Below are 14,678 nucleotides of genomic sequence, written 5' to 3'. Positions count from 1 at the left end.
GGCTGGCATCCCATTTTTCGGTCATCGGCTTTGAGGGCGAGCATACCTAGGGCGCGGAGAAGATACGAACCTTGTTTATAGAAGGGAGGGGAATGGTCTGCGGCGATAGTTCGAGGCCTGCTGCCACTGGTGGTTAACTGACGGCACAATTTATAAAGTTCTGCAGGAAAATCGAGTTGTCCCTGCGACGCCGAGATCTTTCAGGTTCAGTTTTTTCTGCTGTGCAGCCACATGATATTTTGGCAGAACCGCGAGCGTCGGACTGCCCGATATATCGTCTGCTTATCGCCTGAACAACAACCGCTTTTGCCGCCTGGCCGGTGCACTGGTGGGGAACAGCACCTCGCTCGGCCGATAGCGGGCGATGCCACAGGCGGCGGCGATGCGCTGACGTTGCTGGCCCTGGGCAAGGGCGTGCCGAAAACCGTCTTCGCTCTGCATTTGTCCCAGCACATAACCGACGCCCGCCTGGAAATCGCCGCCGTGGGCCTGCCACCAAGCAGTTATTGCCTGCGGGTCGGGCCAGGGCAGGTTTTCATCGGGGTCCATCGCGACATTGGGATCTTCAGGGTTGTCGTTCGGGCCTGCATCGAAATCCGGCAGGGCCTGCAGTTCCAGGTCGAGTAGCGCCAGGTCCGCGCCAGTGATCAAGCTGAAGGCTTCGCCGGCGACGCGGGCATGGGGCAAGTCGCTCATCTGCTGGATCAACCAGGGGACGCAGACCGGATCACCCAGCAGCCCAAGGGCCTGGATGCCGATGCGCCGATCCCTGGGATCCTGTACCCATTGGCGTATCCAGGCGATGCTGGGCTCGCGCTCCTGCCAGGCCAGTAATACACAGAGCGCGCGGTATTGAAATTCGCCCGGTCGTTCGGCAAATGTGCGCAGAGGTTCCAAGGCCTGCTGATCACCCATTTGGGCGGTGGCCCAATTGGCCCAGAAGCGCGTGGCGGCGTCTTCATGCTGACGGTGGGCACGAATCGCCGGCAGCAGGTCCCGGCGGCGCAGCTCGCCAGCGGTGCGGGCAGCGCGTGCCTGCACGCTTGGGTCGGCGTCGGACAGTCCGACCAAGAGGGCCGGGCCTGGGTCGTGGCGATGCATGCCGCAGGCCCCCAGGCCGAGGCGGCGGAACAGGGGCTCGGGGGAGACGAGCATGCGCTCGATCCAGGGCGATACCCGGTCCCAGTCGAGCCAACCCAGGGCCATCAGGTAACCTCGTTCTGTTTCCATGGCGCTTCTCAGGTGCTCGCTGAGCCGCGATAGCGCCTTCGCATTGGCCGCCTCGAAGGACAGCAGCACACTGGCGAACATCTCGCCGACGCTGTGGGGGCCGAGCTGGGCCAGCAGGGTCTCCAGGCCTGTTGAGCCGGCAATGCGCAGGCCATCGAGATGTGCGTCGATGCGCTCGTCCAGTTTGCTGACGTCATCAAGGTCGTAATGGGGCGCCCGCACGGCGTGATCGTGCAGGAGGATGAGGAAGCAAGCTTCTTCGGCATGTTGCTCGATCATTGATGAGATAGGGACCATGACGCCTCTGTCTTGTTACGGCACCAGGTTTCCAAAAAAGTAACGTCTACCAACTTCGAAGCGCAGGGGAGAGGCCATGTATTGGTCCAGGACCGCCGCTGCATTCAGAGGTTGGAAGTCGCTGTTTTCTCCATAGAAGCTGGAGCAGTCAACCCCGGTATACACCTCGAACTTCCGTCTCCAGAGCAAAAAGCCGCTCCAATCGATCCATTCGTCAATGTTTTTAGGGGCCAGGGCCTTGCGCATGAACCAGGCCTGTTTGTTCATATCGACCGGTAGGCCGCCCAAGATCGATATTCTGTCATTCCCATGGGCGTTCTTCAGATTGGCAAGTCGCGAATCGACGGCCGCCCTGTAGTCATCTTCGCTCAGGCCACTGTCGTAGAAATCGGGCTCGCCGCCCACGGGGTCAAGAAGGTTTGAAATGTTCGCTTCTACGGCTTCCTGATCGGTTCGTCGTTCCAGCATGCGCCGCGCTTCGACCATGAACGGTATCAGCCAGAGAACACCCGACCACTGAGCCGCAAGGCAAGCCTCGATGCGTAGATAGTCGGGTCCGTCGATCATGAGTTCGGCCAGGAAATCCAAATCCGTATCGAGGCCCGCATCCGCGGTCAGGCCCAGGCAGGCCGATACCAGCGTTGGCGCGCTATCGGTGTCCAATATCCATTTTCTGAGCTGGGAAACATGACTGTAATCTGCATGCTTTGCACGCTCCAGAATCGAGGCAAGTGCAATCCAGGGGTCATTGCTCCGCCATCCGTCAGGCGATGACACGGCTTCGGGGGCTGCACTGACGTAGTGGTATCCACGGCCTTTCCAATAGAAGCAATCGTGAAGGAAGTCTGGTCGGCGGGTGTACTTGTAAGTGGCAGTGCTCATCCCTAGGACCTTCGAAAACTATTGGCGCGTTTGTCTTGTAGAGCACTCAACTCTGTTTCGAGTTTGGCACACTTGCGGCCAGTGGGCGCCAGATTTCCTTGGCCAGCGGGGCAACCTCCGGCCGCCTTGGGGACCCTATGGGCAACTGGGTCGCCCTGGCTCACGCCTTTCCATTCCATATAACTTGGTCTGTTCATTGCCCAGTCATTCTCAATGTTCTTTTTCTCCCGCGTGTCCGTCTTGTAGTATTTATTGCACCCGCTCGGTGGCTTCCCGGCGGGCGGTAGCAGGTGCTTGCACTTGGGGTTCGCTCGGACCTTAGCGAGGACGGCAGCGTTCTCGGGACTTTGCGTGGTGTCGTAGAACTCGGCTTCCGACATGTACTCCCCGTTCGCTTGAGCCTTGGAGTGCGCCGCGCCGCCACAGCATTCACACTTATGCTTGCCCGGCACTTTGGAGTCTTGTTGCACCGGGCTGTATTTGGCAGTGTTGACCATGGGCACCGCCGCATTCGCCGCCGGGCTGGCATGGTTCGAGGTGGTGAGGTCGGTATGTCGGTCGACGTTCTGGCCTTCGAACAGAACGTCCATTGACCAGGAAACGAAATAGGTCTTGCCGGTGATGACGTGGGTGATAACGCCGGCGCCCTGGCTTCTTGTTGCCGCTTCATCACCCAGTGGTGAGGTTTTATAGAAGGAGCGGTTTTTTAACATGATCTCCTTGTTTTCGATCTTGACGGTCTTGCTGCCGTTCTTCATGTCCTTGGAAAACGAGGTATCCGGATAGGGCACTGGGATCGGACCTCCCGGAGGCGGGGGTGGCGTCAGGCAAACATCCGGGAACGCTGCAATCACCTTGCCGCCACCCGCCTTGCATGCAATCTCATCACCGTTTGCGTAAACGTCACAGCTCATAGCTCCCCCTCGGATCGACTGAGGTCGTGCACGACGGCGGCGGCACGCGCGCCAGCCAGGGCGCTGCTCAGGCAGATCGCAGTGGTTCCCGGTGCATAGCCTTTGCGAAACGCCTGGTCGGCGAGTATCAATTGGACGATTCCGGCAATGGCCCCGGTGTCACCCATGGCTTCAGCCCAATGCCACAGTGGCTGATCCTCTTTTCGGACTGTTCGAAAAAGCCGGGCCTCCATCAACGGAAGCTCTTTGAACCCGTATTGCTCTCCCGTGACATCCGACAGGCGCCAATCAATTTCATGCATCCCCCGTCTTGCCTGCGCAAGCGCCATGCGAGCGGCGTCGGTCAGTCCGCCTGCTCGCAGAGGCTTGTTCGACAACAGAGGCGCCTCTTCTTGCCCAAAACCAAGGCCTGAGATTTCCAGGCAGGTGCCAGCTTGCCGATAGGGCTGAACCAGGATGGCCGCGGCCCCTTCGCCGGGGAACAAGCCGTCATTGTGAGTGGCCGTTTTCAGCCGGCGATGCTTATCCAGCCACTGCAGCGTCAAGGCGCTGAGCAGCGAGTCAACACCCGCCACCACGCAGCCGGGGGCACGTATTTCCTGCATTAGACGACTGGCTTCATGGAGGGCATGCATGCCGGCAACATGGCCGGAGGGGATGACCTTGGAATGGTTCGGATCGAATTGGATGCCCAACTTGGAGGAAACATCCTGTATGACGGTCTGGGCTATTTCCCTGATATCGATGCCTGGACGCTCCGGTTCAGCCAGGCACAGGAGAAAAGGCACCGTTTTCCAATCCAGTTTCGGCGCACTGTGTATCAGCTCGACCAGTGCATGCATCATGAACTCGGACATCCGCGCCGATGCCGGCAGCGCCAGGTCTACGCTGGGCACCGTCGCACCGATGATGGGCTCGCAGGCGTTGTCGAGGAACGGCAGCTCCTGGAGTGCAGAGAGCCCGGCTCGCTTGGCAGCACAGGCACTGGCGACGCACAAGCCCACGGGACAAGCCATGCCCATGCTGGTGATGAATAGGGCGGGCCCCTGCATGGACGTCATATCTCCTCTTCCGCGGGAGGATAAGCTTCCTTTGTCCACGCGACGAGTTGAGCCAATGACTTGAAGTGCTGCTTCCCTCGCATGCGTTCTTCGTAGGCTTTGGCCTGTTCGAACTGTTCGGTGGTTTGCCCGACGATGACCTTGGCTACTTCCTTGATGTTGCGCCCCAGCGGCGAAGACGCTCGCCATGTCAGCGTCAAACGATTCGCGTCAGGTTCAAGAATGACGGTGTCGACTACGGCAGCTGTTTCCCGCGTGCTGTCGCCATGAAAAACAACAAGCATCGGCAGTTTCAGGTTTGCCGGAAGCCTGAATGCCAACCGGCCTTTATCGCTCAGATTAAGCAGGGCAACTTCTTCACCCCCTTGGGGATAGTCAATCTGCTGATCCTCGGGTGCGCATTGGAAGTAGCGCAAGTCAAAATCCTCAGGAAGAAAGGGGAATTGATGATCAAGCCAAGCCTGATCATAAGTGCCCGCCCACCGGATGCGTTGCTGCCATGCCCGACCAATCGGGCCAAATGCCATTGGCTTGTAATGTTCGTTGGGGGCGGTGACCGGTCTGTCCAATTCTTCGGTATTGGGAAGCGGCAAGCCATTGGTCTGAGCACTGTTTGCTGCGGGGTAAAAGCCGGCGCCAACAGGGTTCCATGGGTACCATTTGTGCTTGGCCGGGTCTGCATGCGTCCGATCCACGCCGCCAAAAGCCTGCGCGTAGGTGATCGGCATGGTCGTGAATGGAACAGGCTTGCTGATCGAGTATGAGAGGGCGCTATCCTCATAGATTCGTGCCCCAATCACTTTGAAGGCTTTGACAAGCGTCCCCACTTTCAGCGCTACGTTCACCTCCGGCGCCGGCTCGCCATTGGGGGCGTGGCAGTGACCATTGAGCAGGACATCGCAGCGCGGCTTGTGCAGTGCAAAATCGTTTTCATATATGGCAGCGGATTCACTCGGTTCGCCTGGGAACACATCGGCCATGATCAGCGGAAGCTGTTGTTCGAGCAGCCGGGGTGTTTGCCCAGGGTGATCTGGAATGCCATAGGTTCCTTTTGCCACCACGACCAGCCATTCACGGCCCGTTTTATCGGTTGAAGCTGTATAACCGCCGACGAGACGGGTCTTGTTTACCAATTCCATGGCGCCATTGCCTCAGTTGATTTGCACCGAGCCGCCCTTGATGCGGTTCACGCCGGATGATCGGCTCGAAAGGTAGGTCCCTCGGATCAGCACTTTGCCTTCGCGGGTCAGGGTGATGCTGGCCTTGCCACAGCGCAGGACGATTTCCCGCTCGGCGGTGAACTCCAGACGCTCACCGTCCATGTGGGCAACCGCGGGTGTCGCGGTCGCCAACAGGCGCTGGATACGACCGATCACCAGCGGCCGGGCCGGGTCGCCGGCCTCGAACATCAGGGCGACCTGGGCGCCGATGTCTTCACGGGAGAGCGGCGTGGTGGTGCGCGCGGCGAGGCCGGTTTCGCCGAGGCAGCCCGGGAAGGCCACTACCGGCGCATCTGCACTGGGCACATCCAGCAGCACCCCGATCACGACGCCATCCACGCGGGCGGGGGTGGCGGTAGAGGAAGCGGGTAAATGATATTCAACGGTCATGGCGCCCACTCCGTGGCTAGTTCTGCAGGATTTTCTGGCCTTTGACGACCACGTTCTTGTTCGCCTTGATGTTGATGGCGCCGGAGCCGTCGATGGTAATGTTCTTGCCGCTGATCACAATGGTGCCGTCCTTCTTCAGGGTGATGCTGGCCGCGCCCGTGGTCAGGCTGATGGAGTCACCAGCAGTGAGGGCGAAGTGCTTGCCGACGTCCAGGGTGTCGTTCTGCTTGACGTTGGTGCTGCGGTTCTGGGTGACGTCGCGGGATTCGTTCTGGCCGATCTGGGTACTCTGGTTGCCGTTGATCTCGATCCCTTCGTTGCCCTGGACCGTCTCGTTACGGTTGCCCTTGATGCCAATCGTTTCGTTGCCGCCTACGTCCTCGGTGCGGTTGCTGACGATGGTGATCGTCTCGTTGGCACCGACTTTTTCCGTGCGGTCCGCGCCGATGGTGATGGTTTCGTTGCTGCCCACGTTCTCGGTGCGATTGGCGCCAATGGTGATTTTCTCGTCGCTGCCGACATCCTCGGTACGGTTCACGCCAATGGAGATGGTTTCGTTATTGCCGACCTTTTCCTTGCGATCCACCCCGATGGTGATGGTTTCGTTGTTATCGACGGTTTCGGTGCGGTCGTGCTTGACGTGCACGGTCTCGTCGTTGTCGATGGTCTTGCGGCGGTCGTGGCCGACCCAGTGGGTTTCGTCGTTCTCGACTTCGATGTCCTGGTTCTTCTCAGCGTGGATAAACAGCTGTTCGGCGCCTTTTTTATCCTCCATGCGGATTTCATTGAAGTTCGCCGGTGAGCCGCCCTTGCTTGAACGGCTTTTCGTCCCGCTTTGGGTGGCATTGGCGGGCAGCGCGTAGGGCACGGTCTGTTCGGCGTTGTAGACGCGGCCGGTGATGATCGGTCGATCCGGATCGCCTTCGAGGAAACTGACGATGACTTCCTGGCCGATCCGCGGAAGCTGCACGGAGCCCCAGTTCTTGCCGGCCCAGGCCTGGGACACGCGAATCCAGCAGGAGCTGTTTTCATTGGACTGGTCATGACGATCCCAATGAAAGTGCACTTTGACCCGGCCATATTGATCGGTCCAGATCTCCTCGCCACTGGGCCCCACCACCACGGCAGTCTGCGGCCCACGGACGATGGGCATCGGCGTGAGGGGCAGAGGGCGGAAGGTCTGGTTGGCATCCATGCAGTCCAGCTCGCTGACGAACTGTTCGGCGACCTCCGACTGCCCGCTTTCGTAGGCGTCCTGACGAATCTGATAACGGGCGATCACCACCAGGTACTCGCGGTTCTGATCCTCGCGGTCGTAACCCGTCAGCGTGAACAGATGACCGCAACCGATCCCGCGGGCGCGGCCACGCAATTGCACACGCTCGAACTGGCTGTGAATGGCTTCGATGCGGGTCCGCGCGTAGTGATCGCCATCGTTGCTCTGGACGTACTCACCCGGGTAGTCGTAGAGCGGGTAGTCGGCGTTGGTGTGGTTGCGCGGCACACTGGAACGCACCTCAAGGCTGGCGCGTGGGCGCAGGAAGTCATAGTCGTTCAGCGCCAGCGAGCCGGGCTGTACTTCCCGCGCCAGTTGCCAGTCGTAGAAATGATCGCGCTCGCGCATTTGCCGATCGGGCGGGTAGAAGGGCACCGAAGCATAGTCCGCCGCCGTGGAGTGGGCGCCATAGGCATCGGCGAGGACCAGAACGTGACGGCCCTTTTCATGGCGAAAGTAGTAATAGATGCCTTCCTGCTCCATCAGCCGACTGACGAAGTCGAAGCTGGTTTCGCGGTACTGCACGCAATACTCCCACTCACGGTAGCTGCCGCTCAGGCTGTCTTCGAAATCGGAAAAACCGAGGTCGCGGAACACCTGCTTGATGATGTCCGGCACCGTCTTGTTCTGGAAAATCCGGCAATCGGAGGTGCGCGTGAGCAGCCAGAACCAGGGCCGCAGGCTGACGCGGTAGCCGGCGAACTGACCGTGCCCGGTCAACTGCCGGCAACTGCAAACGATGCCGTGGAAGTAGCGTTTGCCGCCGTCATACAGTTCCAGGGTCAGGCCCATCGGCTTGCCCAGCAATTGATCGAAGGTGATCGCCCGATCTTCGGACGTCAGGTCCAATTCGTAGTGAAACAACCGCCCCAGTTCTTCGCTGCCTTCCATGCCCTGCAGCACCAGGACATCGCCGCCGAGCGGACTGTCGACCTGCACCAGACGGCTGTTTTGCGTGATTGCCATGAGCGACTTCCTTGGCTCTTGTTTGGGTTTCAGTTGGCCGTTGCAAGGAAGGTGGCGGCGTACGCAGGGTCCGCGCCATGGGGGATGCCAGGGGAAGTCGAGTCCAACAATTGCTGTACATCCACCACAGGGGGGATCTCCTTATCGGTATTGCGGTTTCAATCAACGTGAGAGTAGGAGCGCATCCGTATCCTGCGGATTAACGTTCGTCCGGCGCCAGTTGGATAACGCTTCAGCATCAGCCCGACTGGCAGATATTGAGGTCAAGATAGGTGACTGGAAGGTCGTTTGCTTAGTTTCGTTAGCTATATTTATTATTCTTAAATCGAATAAACAGTGAGATGGCAATTAGCATGGTGGTCCGCGCCATAGCCGTTTAAACCTGGCTCCCAACTGATTGCACACGTCTGGACGTATCGCTTCTACGCGTATCCTCATCCGGATCAGGCACGTTTCAGTGTGCTATCGTATTCAAAGGTAATACCTATTGATATTGGAGGGCCGTTATGGCGACGTCGATCAAAATCGATGAAGATCTGAAGTATCGCATCCAGCAGTTGGCGAATGCGCGGCAGCGCTCGGCCCATTGGATCATGCGAGAAGCCCTTTCTCAGTATGTGGTACGGGAGGAAGCGCGGGAAAATTTCAGGCAGGAAGCGTTGGCTTCGTGGAAGGCCTACCAGGAAACGGGCCTGCACCTGACCGGGGCGGAGACTCGAGACTGGCTTAAAACGTGGGGAACCGAGGAAGAGTCGGAGCTTCCTGCATGCCACGATTGATTGTGACTGCAGGGGCGGCTGAGGGTCTGGAGCGTTGTCGTCGTTTCCTGTTGGAAAAAGACGTACAGGTGACGCGCAGGGCGGCTCAAGTCATTGAGCAGCAGTTGATGCGCCTGGAAACCGACCCCCACATCGGTCGCCCCCTCGCCGAGTCACCCGAACTACGAGAGTTGATCATTACTTTTGGTGACGCGGGCTACGTCGCGCTTTACCGTTTTGTTCCCGCGGAAGAAAACGTGTACGTATTGGCGTTCCGACACCAAAAGGAAGCGGGTTACTGAGGAGACACAAAGTCATCCCCGAAGGCTGCTCAGTTTCGCAAGCCTGTTGGGGTGATATTCAGTCCTCGAACCCTTTCTGACAAAAATGTCAGGAAGCCGTCAGCCTCCAGACACCTTCACTGCCTAGACTCACTGGGTTGCCTTGCTTCCGTAGAGGAGTTACCTGATGCGCCTGCTCATTGTCGAGGATGAAGAAAAAACCTCCTCCTACGTCCATCGTGGCTTGACCGAGCTCGGCTACATCGTCGACGTTGCCACCAATGGCATCGATGGCCTGCATTACGCGCTGGAATGGGATTACGACGTGGTGGTCCTGGATGTGATGCTGCCGGGCAAGGACGGCTACGACGTGCTGCAAGGGCTGCGCCTGCACAAGAAAACCCCGGTCATCATGTTGTCCGCCAGGGGAACCGTGGATGACCGCATTCGAGGGCTGCGCGAGGGCGCCGATGATTACCTGGGCAAACCATTTTCATTTGCCGAACTGGTCGCGCGCGTCCAAGCCTTGATCCGTCGCCGCGCCGGTGACACGGCCGACCTGACGCATTTGCGCATCGACGACCTGGAGGTCGACCTGCAAGCACGCAAGGTGACCCGGGGTGGGCTGAGGCTGGACCTGACGGCCAAGGAGTTCTGTCTGTTGAGCCTGTTGGCGCGACATCAGGGCGAAATTTTGTCCAAGTTGATGATTGCCGAGCAGGTCTGGGACATGAATTTCGACAGCGACGCCAATGTGGTGGAGGTCGCGATCAAGCGCGTGCGCGCCAAGGTGGACGCGCCGTATCCGCGCAAGCTGCTGCATACCGTCCGCGGCATGGGGTATGTGCTGGAAAGCCGGGAAGAACCTAGCAGGCAAAATGGTGCGTCGTGATGAAGATTTCCATCGCCAAGCGGCTGGCCCTGATGTTCGCCCTCGCTGTCCTGCTGATCATGTCGATCAGCGCGACACTGCTGCGTTCGTCCTTGAAGCAATCGCTCGATGAACAGATGCAGAACGAACTGGTCCTGCGCCATTCGGTGCTTGACCCGGTGCTGGCGAAATACGATTCGCCGACGTTCTGGGTCGGCTTGCGTCAGAAGCTCGACGGCCTGACGCCCGCGGATGAACGGGTCCGTTATTGGATTCTGGTGGATAACCCGGCCTTCAGCTATGGCGGGGCGATGCCGGACGGCCAGGATTGGTCCAAGCGCGCCGATGGACTCTTCAGCCTCCAATTGCCTGGGCGAGAGCGTGAGTGCCCCATGATGGTTTTGCTCAAGACCATTCCCGCCATGGGCAATCGCCCGGAACTGCGCTTCATCGTGGGATTGGACTCGACGCCGTTCAGGAAGACCCTGAACCATTTCACCAAGATACTGATCCTGACTTCGGCGTTGGGCATCGGCCTGGTTGCGCTGCTCGGTTACTGGATCGCGCGTTTCGGCCTCGGGCCGGTGCGGCGCTTGAGCCGTCAGGCCAATAGCCTGCCGCCGGGGGATTCGAAGCAGCGGCTGGACACTGAGGCGTTGCCCGCGGAATTGCAGGAATTGGCGGTATCGTTCAACGGCGCCCTGGCGCGCCAGGAAACGGCGTGGTGTCAGCTCGAAGGGTTCAACGCCAATGTCGCCCACGAGTTGCGCACACCCCTGACCAACCTGATCGGCCAGACCCAGGTGGCCTTGGCCCATGGACGAGATGTGGGTGAGCTCCAAGACCTGCTGCAATCGAACCTCGAAGAGCTGGAACGGATGGGCGGCATCGTCAACGACATGCTGTTCCTCGCCGGGGCGGAAAGCGGGCAGCGGGCCACCGAACTCAGTGATGTCTCGCTGTATGAAGAGGCGTCGAAGACGGTGGAGTACCTGGAGCCGGTGCTGCACGACAAACAACTGAGCGTGGAGATCCAAGGCGACATGCGCGTGTGCATCGACCGACGCCTTTTTCACCGTTCCCTGGCCAATCTGATACAGAACGCGGCGCGCTACGCGGTGCCGACCAGCATCATCACCGTGAGCCTGGTCAGCCACGGCATGCAGGTCGAGGTGAGCGTTTCCAATGCCGGGGAGCCTATCGACACGGTGCACCTGGAGCGTTTGTTCGAGCGTTTCTATCGCGCCGACGCCGCCCGGGCGCGAAGCGATGCGCACCATGGCCTGGGCCTTTCCATCGTGCGAGCGGTGGCGTCCATGCACGGCGGGCGTGTGTTCGCCCATAGCGAAAATGGCTTCAATACCTTCGGCTTTTCCTTGATGAACCAGGCGGCGCCTTAGTCGTCGCCCCCCCGCGAATAAAAGCCCGCCCGCGTTTGCAAGGCTGTTCACTTAAGAAAAATGATGGACCTGTGGCGAGGGAGCTTGCTCCCGCTCGGCTGCGAAGCAGTCGTAAACCGGCGGGTGCGGTGTGTCTGATACGCCGCAATTGGCAGGTTTTGGGGCCGCTTCGCGGCCCAGCGGGAGCAAGCTCCCTCGCCACGGGTTTGTCGATTGGCTTAAGAGAACAGCATTGCGCTCGGGTTTGACATCTTCCCGTCAGCCAGCAGTCACCTTGACGTCAGTCGCCCCCTCCTAGAGTGCTACGACCATCCCAACGAGGACCGTGTCGTGGAGCCCACTATGAATATTCGAAACCTGTCGATTGCCGGCCTGCTGGCCGTCATCTCCTTGAGCGGCTCGCCGCTGCTCGCCAAAGAACAAACGCAGATCCCAGCCTACGAATATGGCATGCCGCTGGACATCGCCAGGGTCGTCCATATCGAGGAGGCGACATCGCCGGTGTGCGAGGTCGTGCAAGCCAAGATGACCTACTTGAACAGCCAAGGCACCAAGAAGCACGTCAGCTTTCTGCAGTTGGCCGAGGCGTGCTCCAGACAGTGACCGTCCGGCGATGCCGGTTCATTTCTTCAGACAGGGACTATCACCATGTGGAATAACACAACAACACCTACCCTTGGCCGCGTGAGTGACAGGGGCCGGCTGGCGAGACTGGCGAGAACCCTTGCCGCCGGCTTCGCGCTGCTCGCTTCGGTGAGTGTCGAGGCGTCCGATCGCGTAGCACCGAAACCGGACTGGTCGACCCACGACATGCCGTCCCAGAAAGGCCGGATTGTCCTGGTCACCGGCGGCACCAGTGGCATGGGCTACGAGGACGCGCTGGCCTTGGCCCGTGCCGGCGCCGAGGTCATCATCGCCGCGCGCAACCCGGAGCGCGGCGCCCAGGCCATCGCGCGTATCCGTGAATCCGTGCCCGACGCCAAAGTGCAGTTCGAGAACGTGGACCTGGCCGATCTTTCATCGGTGCGCGACCTGGCCCAGCGTCTCAATCAGCGGCTGCCGCGCCTCGACGTATTGATCAACAACGCCGCCGTCATGGCGCCGCCCGAGCGGGGTACGTCCGCCGATGGCTTTGAGCTTCAGTTGGCCACCAACTACCTGGGGCACTTCGCACTGACCGGCCTGTTGGTGCCGCTCTTGCGTCAAAGCCAGGATGCCCGCGTGGTGAGCCTGTCCAGCATTGCTGCGACGCGCGGCACGATGAACCTCGATGACCTGCAGAGCGAGCAGAAATACGACCCCTATGCGGCCTACGCGCAATCGAAACTGGCGGTCCTGCACTGGGCCTTTGCCTTGCAGCGGCGCAGCGACGCTGAAAACTGGGGAATTCGCAGCATCGCGGCGCACCCCGGCGTGGCGGTCACCGAGTTGGTCGAACGCGGTCCTGGCCTGGACAGCGAGTTCGGTCGGCGCTGGGCCAAGGACCGCGACGCCTACCACTCTGCGGCACAAGGGGCATTGCCGACGTTGTACGCCGCCACGGCTGCGCAAGCCGTGGGCGGAGCCTATTACGGCCCGACCGGGGACGCTGAAAGACGCGGTCCGTTGGGCTTCGCCAAGACGCCGCCCGCCGCAAGTGCGCAGGCGGATGCCGAGCGGCTCTGGGCCGTCTCCGAGCGCCTCACCGGCGTGACCTATCGCTGATGCAACCCAGGGCGCGGGCGTCCGTCCCGCGCTTGACCTTTCTTATTGCCGTCTCCCTGGAGTCCCTATGAGTGCGCCTTCCTATTTGCACCGGCTGAGTCTCGCCCTCAACGCCCGCGACGGTGAGTTGCGTCCGGCGCTGTGCGGGTTCCTGCTGTTCCTTTGCCTCTTCACCGGTTACTTCATGCTGCGCCCAATCCGTGAATCGATGGGCATCGCGGCGGGAGTGGAGAACTTGCAATGGCTGTTTACCGCGACCTTCCTGGTCATGCTGGCGGCCGTGCCGTTGTTCGCCTGGCTCAGTTCCCGAGTGCCACGCCTGCGCCTGATCGACTGGGTGTACGGCTTCTTCGGGTTCAACCTGCTGATGTTCGTCGAGCTCTTCCAGTTCCAGCCGGACAGTGTCTGGCTGGCCCGGGTCTTTTACGTCTGGATTTCGGTCTATAACTTGTTCGTCGTCTCCGTGGCCTGGAGCCTGATGGCGGATGTATTCGACAGCGAGCAGGCCAAGCGTCTGTTTGCCTTCATTGCCGCGGGCGCCAGCGTCGGCGGCCTGTTGGGGCCGGCCCTGAGCGCGTTGCTCATCGGTCCGCTCGGCGCTTCGGGGTTGATGTTTCTGGCGGCCTTGTTGCTCGGCGTCACGCTGGTCTTGAAACGGGCATTGATGGCATGGCGCGAAAAGGGCGGGGCTGGCCGTCTTGGCGCCGCGCCGACGCAACATCCCCGGCAGCCCTTGCAGGGCAACCCGTTCAGCGGTTTGATGGCCGTGCTCGGGTCGCCTTACCTGTTGGGCATTGCCGGGTTTGTCGTGTTGTTGGCGACGGTCAGCACTTTCCTCTATTTCGAGCAGGCGCGCCTGGTGGCCGAGCATTATCCGGATCGCGAAGCGCAAGTGCGCATCTTCGGCACCATCGATATCGTCGTGCAGGCCGGGGCGTTGCTGTCCCAGCTGTTCATCACCGGTCGTATCGCGCCGAAGCTGGGGGTGCGCGCCTTGCTGGCCATCGTGCCGCTGCTGATGTGCATCGGCTTCCTGGGCCTGGCGTTGGCGCCGGGGTTCGCGCTGCTGGTGGCGCTGATGATCGTGCGGCGGATCGGCGAGTACGCGTTCGTCCGACCGGGCCGGGAAATGTTGTTCGCGCCACTGGATGCCGAGAGTAAATACAAGGCCAAGAACTTTATCGACACCGTGGTCTATCGTGCGGGTGACGCCATGAGTGGCTGGATCAAGAGTCTGCTTGATCTGTTGGGGCAAGGCGCCGGCCCGGTCGCTGTGGTGGGCGCGGGTTGCGCGTTGCTGTGGGGCTACTTGGGTTGGCAACTGGGGCGACAGGCCGATTATGCCGCTTCCAGGGAACAGCGCTTGGCGGCGATCTCGGCCAGGGAGCTAAACACCTCGACTGTCGCGTCGTAACTTCATGGTGCGGG

General features: G+C 60.4%; 14 protein-coding genes. 7 read left to right on the top strand and 7 right to left on the bottom strand.

The features are described from left to right. Positions 1–282: 282 nt before the first annotated feature. The 7 genes from J3P88_RS17080 to J3P88_RS17050 are packed head-to-tail and all read right to left on the bottom strand — an operon-like array spanning position 283 to position 8,236. Complete coding sequence (locus tag J3P88_RS17080; RefSeq protein WP_434570473.1) at positions 283–1,527, bottom strand: TIGR02270 family protein; 1,245 nt, start codon at positions 1,525–1,527, stop codon at positions 283–285. A 15-nt stretch (positions 1,528–1,542) separates the two neighbouring features. Further along, positions 1,543–2,409 carry a hypothetical protein gene (locus J3P88_RS17075; protein ID WP_434570472.1) on the bottom strand — a complete coding sequence of 289 codons (867 nt, stop codon included), beginning with the start codon at positions 2,407–2,409 and terminating at the stop codon, positions 1,543–1,545. Positions 2,410–2,411: 2 nt separating this feature from the next. Continuing rightward, positions 2,412–3,323, bottom strand: coding sequence for a DUF4150 domain-containing protein (locus J3P88_RS17070; RefSeq protein WP_434570470.1), 912 nt, complete (start codon positions 3,321–3,323; stop codon positions 2,412–2,414). Further along, entirely contained in the window at positions 3,320–4,384 is a 1,065-nt protein-coding gene (locus tag J3P88_RS17065; RefSeq protein WP_434570468.1) for a 3-oxoacyl-ACP synthase, read from the bottom strand. Before J3P88_RS17065 ends, J3P88_RS17070 begins: the two co-directional genes overlap by 4 nt. Further along, positions 4,381–5,523 (bottom strand): DUF2169 family type VI secretion system accessory protein, encoded by a 1,143-nt coding sequence (locus J3P88_RS17060; protein ID WP_434570466.1) that lies wholly within the window; start codon positions 5,521–5,523, stop codon positions 4,381–4,383. Before J3P88_RS17060 ends, J3P88_RS17065 begins: the two co-directional genes overlap by 4 nt. Before the next feature lie 12 nt (positions 5,524–5,535). Further along, complete coding sequence (locus tag J3P88_RS17055; protein ID WP_434570464.1) at positions 5,536–5,994, bottom strand: DUF6484 domain-containing protein; 459 nt, start codon at positions 5,992–5,994, stop codon at positions 5,536–5,538. A 16-nt stretch (positions 5,995–6,010) separates the two neighbouring features. After that, entirely contained in the window at positions 6,011–8,236 is a 2,226-nt protein-coding gene (locus J3P88_RS17050) for a type VI secretion system Vgr family protein (RefSeq protein WP_434570462.1), read from the bottom strand. A 506-nt stretch (positions 8,237–8,742) separates the two neighbouring features. Here J3P88_RS17050 and J3P88_RS17045 point away from each other — a divergent pair. The 7 genes from J3P88_RS17045 (at position 8,743) to J3P88_RS17015 (ending at position 14,664) form a co-directional block, all read left to right on the top strand. Beyond that, positions 8,743–9,015, top strand: coding sequence for a CopG family ribbon-helix-helix protein (locus J3P88_RS17045; protein WP_434570460.1), 273 nt, complete (start codon positions 8,743–8,745; stop codon positions 9,013–9,015). After that, entirely contained in the window at positions 9,003–9,296 is a 294-nt protein-coding gene (locus J3P88_RS17040) for a type II toxin-antitoxin system RelE/ParE family toxin (RefSeq protein ID WP_186705665.1), read from the top strand. Before J3P88_RS17045 ends, J3P88_RS17040 begins: the two co-directional genes overlap by 13 nt. A 166-nt stretch (positions 9,297–9,462) precedes the next feature. Further along, the gene (locus tag J3P88_RS17035) at positions 9,463–10,167 is read left to right on the top strand and encodes a heavy metal response regulator transcription factor (protein ID WP_434570457.1); all 705 of its coding nucleotides are present in this window, start codon (positions 9,463–9,465) and stop codon (positions 10,165–10,167) included. After that, complete coding sequence (locus tag J3P88_RS17030; protein ID WP_411384689.1) at positions 10,167–11,546, top strand: heavy metal sensor histidine kinase; 1,380 nt, start codon at positions 10,167–10,169, stop codon at positions 11,544–11,546. Before J3P88_RS17035 ends, J3P88_RS17030 begins: the two co-directional genes overlap by 1 nt. Positions 11,547–11,888: 342 nt before the next feature. Further along, positions 11,889–12,149 (top strand): DUF2790 domain-containing protein, encoded by a 261-nt coding sequence (locus J3P88_RS17025; protein ID WP_434570455.1) that lies wholly within the window; start codon positions 11,889–11,891, stop codon positions 12,147–12,149. A 45-nt stretch (positions 12,150–12,194) separates the two neighbouring features. Beyond that, positions 12,195–13,250, top strand: a complete 1,056-nt coding sequence (locus J3P88_RS17020; RefSeq protein ID WP_186705661.1) for an oxidoreductase — start codon at positions 12,195–12,197, stop codon at positions 13,248–13,250. A gap of 67 nt (positions 13,251–13,317) precedes the next feature. Next, positions 13,318–14,664 carry an NTP/NDP exchange transporter gene (locus tag J3P88_RS17015; RefSeq protein ID WP_434570453.1) on the top strand — a complete coding sequence of 449 codons (1,347 nt, stop codon included), beginning with the start codon at positions 13,318–13,320 and terminating at the stop codon, positions 14,662–14,664. Positions 14,665–14,678 lie beyond the last annotated feature (14 nt).

Source organism: Pseudomonas sp. Z3-6 (assembly GCF_051131985.1).
Taxonomy (GTDB): domain Bacteria; phylum Pseudomonadota; class Gammaproteobacteria; order Pseudomonadales; family Pseudomonadaceae; genus Aquipseudomonas; species Aquipseudomonas zanjanensis.
Note: the sequence above shows the minus strand (reverse complement) of the source record. Positions and strands in the feature narration are given on the sequence as shown.

What these genes read in the sequence shown, in the direction of transcription:
- J3P88_RS17080 (WP_434570473.1), bottom strand. Translation starts at nt 1,527, where the DNA reads ATGGTCCCTATCTCATCAATGATCGAGCAACATGCCGAAGAAGCTTGC.
- J3P88_RS17075 (WP_434570472.1), bottom strand. Translation starts at nt 2,409, where the DNA reads ATGAGCACTGCCACTTACAAGTACACCCGCCGACCAGACTTCCTTCAC.
- J3P88_RS17070 (WP_434570470.1), bottom strand. Translation starts at nt 3,323, where the DNA reads ATGAGCTGTGACGTTTACGCAAACGGTGATGAGATTGCATGCAAGGCG.
- J3P88_RS17065 (WP_434570468.1), bottom strand. Translation starts at nt 4,384, where the DNA reads ATGACGTCCATGCAGGGGCCCGCCCTATTCATCACCAGCATGGGCATG.
- J3P88_RS17060 (WP_434570466.1), bottom strand. Translation starts at nt 5,523, where the DNA reads ATGGAATTGGTAAACAAGACCCGTCTCGTCGGCGGTTATACAGCTTCA.
- J3P88_RS17055 (WP_434570464.1), bottom strand. Translation starts at nt 5,994, where the DNA reads ATGACCGTTGAATATCATTTACCCGCTTCCTCTACCGCCACCCCCGCC.
- J3P88_RS17050 (WP_434570462.1), bottom strand. Translation starts at nt 8,236, where the DNA reads ATGGCAATCACGCAAAACAGCCGTCTGGTGCAGGTCGACAGTCCGCTC.
- J3P88_RS17045 (WP_434570460.1), top strand. Translation starts at nt 8,743, where the DNA reads ATGGCGACGTCGATCAAAATCGATGAAGATCTGAAGTATCGCATCCAG.
- J3P88_RS17040 (WP_186705665.1), top strand. Translation starts at nt 9,003, where the DNA reads ATGCCACGATTGATTGTGACTGCAGGGGCGGCTGAGGGTCTGGAGCGT.
- J3P88_RS17035 (WP_434570457.1), top strand. Translation starts at nt 9,463, where the DNA reads ATGCGCCTGCTCATTGTCGAGGATGAAGAAAAAACCTCCTCCTACGTC.
- J3P88_RS17030 (WP_411384689.1), top strand. Translation starts at nt 10,167, where the DNA reads ATGAAGATTTCCATCGCCAAGCGGCTGGCCCTGATGTTCGCCCTCGCT.
- J3P88_RS17025 (WP_434570455.1), top strand. Translation starts at nt 11,889, where the DNA reads ATGAATATTCGAAACCTGTCGATTGCCGGCCTGCTGGCCGTCATCTCC.
- J3P88_RS17020 (WP_186705661.1), top strand. Translation starts at nt 12,195, where the DNA reads ATGTGGAATAACACAACAACACCTACCCTTGGCCGCGTGAGTGACAGG.
- J3P88_RS17015 (WP_434570453.1), top strand. Translation starts at nt 13,318, where the DNA reads ATGAGTGCGCCTTCCTATTTGCACCGGCTGAGTCTCGCCCTCAACGCC.